Raw genomic sequence first — 3,972 nt, forward strand, 5'->3', positions numbered from 1 at the left:
GAGCGGTTTGTGCCTGTTCTGCCTATATTGTGAAGAGAAGATTGATCTGGAGGCTTCCAGGTGTGGGATTTATCCCGCGTCTGAACCTTTTCCTGGTGATATCATGGATGGCCTAGCCGGTCGGATATGATGGAGGGGATTGGTGAGGAAAGAAGCTTGTCACTCTGGTCGTCTGTTGTTGGTGCCTCAAGGTGCCTCTGATGGATTACTGATGATCGTTGCCTGACCGCGCGATCCTGGATTTAATCTCGAGAAGCTGGTCTTAAGATCTGGCACAAGTGAGCTGCTCGGCGTAGCTCCAATAAAGTGACCGGATCGAACACGTCGATGGCATCTGAATGGCTCGGTTGTAAAAGGTAACCGGGTTGGCTGGTTGTGATCGGGACTGCTGTGGTGATCGGGGTTTATCCCTATTCGCTATTTGCTACTCCCTATTCGCTCCACCCTATGGATGAGCATTGGCAATGAGAACGATTAAGTGTCGTAAGGGCATTTGGTGGATGCCTTGGCATGCACAGGCGAAGAAGGACGTGATACGCTGCGATAAGCCGTGGGGAGCTGCGAATGAGCTTTGATCCATGGATCTCCGAATGGGGCAACCCACCTTAGATATCTAGAAAATCTGTTTTGCTAAACATCTTTAATGTTTTGAGCGGTTTGTATGGGTCTCCCGTACAGACCGTTAGGTCGTCGCCAAGAGTTTGGCGCGCCGTCTGCAGCGCAGCGATCGCAAGATCGCGACAGCGTGAAGACAAAACAGACCCGGCAAGTCCGGGTTCGAGGGTTCGGCAAAAGAGGTTTCTAGATATCGCAAATAAGGTATCTAATCCTGAATACATAGGGGTTAGAAGCGAACGCAGGGAACTGAAACATCTAAGTACCTGCAGGAAAGGACATCAACCGAGACTCCGCAAGTAGTGGCGAGCGAACGCGGACCAGGCCAGTGGCAATGTGAGCTAAAGTGGAACGATCTGGAAAGTTCGGCCGTAGCGGGTGACAGCCCCGTACACGTAAAATGCGCATTGTCCTAGAGTAGGGCGGGACACGTGAAATCCTGTCTGAACATGGGGAGACCACTCTCCAAGCCTAAGTACTCGTGCATGACCGATAGCGAACAAGTACCGTGAGGGAAAGGTGAAAAGCACCCCGACAAGGGGAGTGAAATAGAACCTGAAACCGGATGCCTACAAACAGTAGGAGGCCGCAAGGCTGACTGCGTACCTTTTGTATAATGGGTCAACGACTTAGTGTATCTAGCAAGCTTAAGCCGGTAGGTGTAGGCGCAGCGAAAGCGAGTCTGAACAGGGCGTTCAGTTAGATGCATTAGACCCGAAACCGAGTGATCTAGCCATGAGCAGGCTGAAGGTTGGGTAACACCAACTGGAGGGCCGAACCCGCATCTGTTGCAATAGATTGGGATGACTTGTGGCTAGGGGTGAAAGGCCAATCAAACTCGGAAATAGCTGGTTCTCCGCGAAAACTATTTAGGTAGTGCGTCGATCGAATACCCCAGGGGGTAGAGCACTGGATGGGCTATGGGGACTCACCGTCTTACTGATCCTAACCAAACTCCGAATACCTGGGAGTACTAATCGGCAGACACACGGCGGGTGCTAACGTCCGTCGTGAAGAGGGCAACAACCCTGACCTCCAGCTAAGGTCCCCAAGTCATGGCTAAGTGGGAAAGGATGTGAGGATCCCAAAACAACCAGGATGTTGGCTTAGAAGCAGCCATCATTTAAAGAAAGCGTAACAGCTCACTGGTCTAAATAAGGGTCTTTGCGCCGAAAATGTAACGGGGCTAAAGCCATGCACCGAAGCTGAGGATGTGCAGTTTACTGCACGTGGTAGCGGAGCGTTCCGTAAGCCTGCGAAGGAGGACCCGTGAGGGCCTCTGGAGGTATCGGAAGTGCGAATGTTGACATGAGTAACGATAAAGAGGGTGAGAGACCCTCTCGCCGAAAGACCAAGGGTTCCTGCTTAAAGTTAATCTGAGCAGGGTTAGCCGGCCCCTAAGGCGAGGCGGAAACGCGTAGTCGATGGGAACCACGTTAATATTCGTGGGCCTGGTGGTAGTGACGGATTGCGTAACTTGTTCAGACTTATTGGATTGTCTGGGCGAGGAAGCGGTTCCAGGAAATAGCTCCATCATTATAGACCGTACCCGAAACCGACACAGGTGGTCAGGTAGAGTATACCAAGGCGCTTGAGAGAACTATGTTGAAGGAACTCGGCAAATTGCACGCGTAACTTCGGAAGAAGCGTGACCCCTTTTTACGCAAGTATGAAGGGGTGGCACAGACCAGGGGGTAGCGACTGTTTATCAAAAACACAGGGCTCTGCGAAGTCGCAAGACGACGTATAGGGTCTGACGCCTGCCCGGTGCTGGAAGGTTAAGAGGAGAGGTGCAAGCTTTGAATCGAAGCCCCAGTAAACGGCGGCCGTAACTATAACGGTCCTAAGGTAGCGAAATTCCTTGTCGGGTAAGTTCCGACCTGCACGAATGGCGTAACGACTTCCCCGCTGTCTCCAACATAGACTCAGTGAAATTGAATTCCCCGTGAAGATGCGGGGTTCCTGCGGTCAGACGGAAAGACCCCGTGCACCTTTACTATAGCTTTACACTGGCATTCGTGTCGGCATGTGTAGGATAGGTGGTAGGCTTTGAAGCGGGGACGCCAGTTCTCGTGGAGCCATCCTTGAAATACCACCCTTATCGTCATGGATGTCTAACCGCGGTCCGTCATCCGGATCCGGGACAGTGTATGGTGGGTAGTTTGACTGGGGCGGTCGCCTCCGAAAGAGTAACGGAGGCGCGCGATGGTGGGCTCAGACCGGTCGGAAATCGGTCGTCGAGTGCAATGGCATAAGCCCGCCTGACTGCGAGACTGACAAGTCGAGCAGAGACGAAAGTCGGTCATAGTGATCCGGTGGTCCCGTGTGGAAGGGCCATCGCTCAACGGATAAAAGGTACGCCGGGGATAACAGGCTGATGACCCCCAAGAGTCCATATCGACGGGGTTGTTTGGCACCTCGATGTCGGCTCATCGCATCCTGGGGCTGGAGCAGGTCCCAAGGGTTTGGCTGTTCGCCAATTAAAGCGGTACGTGAGCTGGGTTCAGAACGTCGTGAGACAGTTCGGTCCCTATCTGCCGTGGGTGTAGGAATATTGACAGGATCTGTCCCTAGTACGAGAGGACCGGGATGGACATATCTCTGGTGGACCTGTTGTCCTGCCAAGGGCATAGCAGGGTAGCTATATATGGAAGGGATAACCGCTGAAGGCATCTAAGCGGGAAACCCACCTGAAAACGAGTATTCCCTATCAGAGCCGTGGAAGACGACCACGTTGATAGGACGGGTGTGGACGTGCAGCAATGCATGAAGCTTACCGTTACTAATAGCTCGATCGGCTTGATCGTTCTCATTGACCATGCTCATCAACATGAGCGAATAGCGAATAGGATGTAGCGAATAGATATCGCAACATCCTGAAACGCTCTTCAAACCAAAGACGTGTTCAAAACCAGCGAAGACAGGAGCCCAAAGCGAACCAACTACTCGCTATTGGCTACCCACTATTCGCTCAAAAAATCCAGCTTCTCAAACACATTGCCCTTAGCCGACCTGGTGGTCATGGCGGGGCGGCTGCACCCGTTCCCATTCCGAACACGGCCGTGAAACGCCCCAGCGCCAATGGTACTTCGTCTCAAGACGCGGGAGAGTAGGTCGCTGCCAGGTCTGCTAAAGGCAATGTCAAATCTTCTCAAACAAAACAAAAGGGCCTCGGCCCAAAACGAGGCCGCTCTCAAGCGGCCTTTTTGCTGAAAACAAATACCGACAAACTCAGGCCAAGCCTGACATCCCTCCCGGGAACGAACCCGGAAAAAAATAACGCGGGGTGGAGCAGCCCGGTAGCTCGTCAGGCTCATAACCTGAAGGCCGCAGGTTCAAATCCTGCCCCCGCAACCA

General features: G+C 52.8%; 1 tRNA gene and 2 rRNA genes. All 3 read left to right on the top strand.

Annotation, left to right across the window (positions count from 1 at the left end):
- Positions 1–472: 472 nt before the first annotated feature.
- The 3 genes from J2858_RS24035 (at position 473) to J2858_RS24045 (ending at position 3,972) form a co-directional block, all read left to right on the top strand.
- A 23S ribosomal RNA gene (locus J2858_RS24035) occupies positions 473–3,422 on the top strand.
- 204 nt (positions 3,423–3,626) lie between these two features.
- Positions 3,627–3,741 (top strand): 5S ribosomal RNA (rrf, locus tag J2858_RS24040).
- A 154-nt stretch (positions 3,742–3,895) separates the two neighbouring features.
- Positions 3,896–3,972 (top strand) — tRNA-Met (locus J2858_RS24045).

Source organism: Neorhizobium galegae, assembly GCF_017877135.1.
Classification (GTDB): Bacteria; Pseudomonadota; Alphaproteobacteria; order Rhizobiales; family Rhizobiaceae; genus Neorhizobium; species Neorhizobium galegae_A.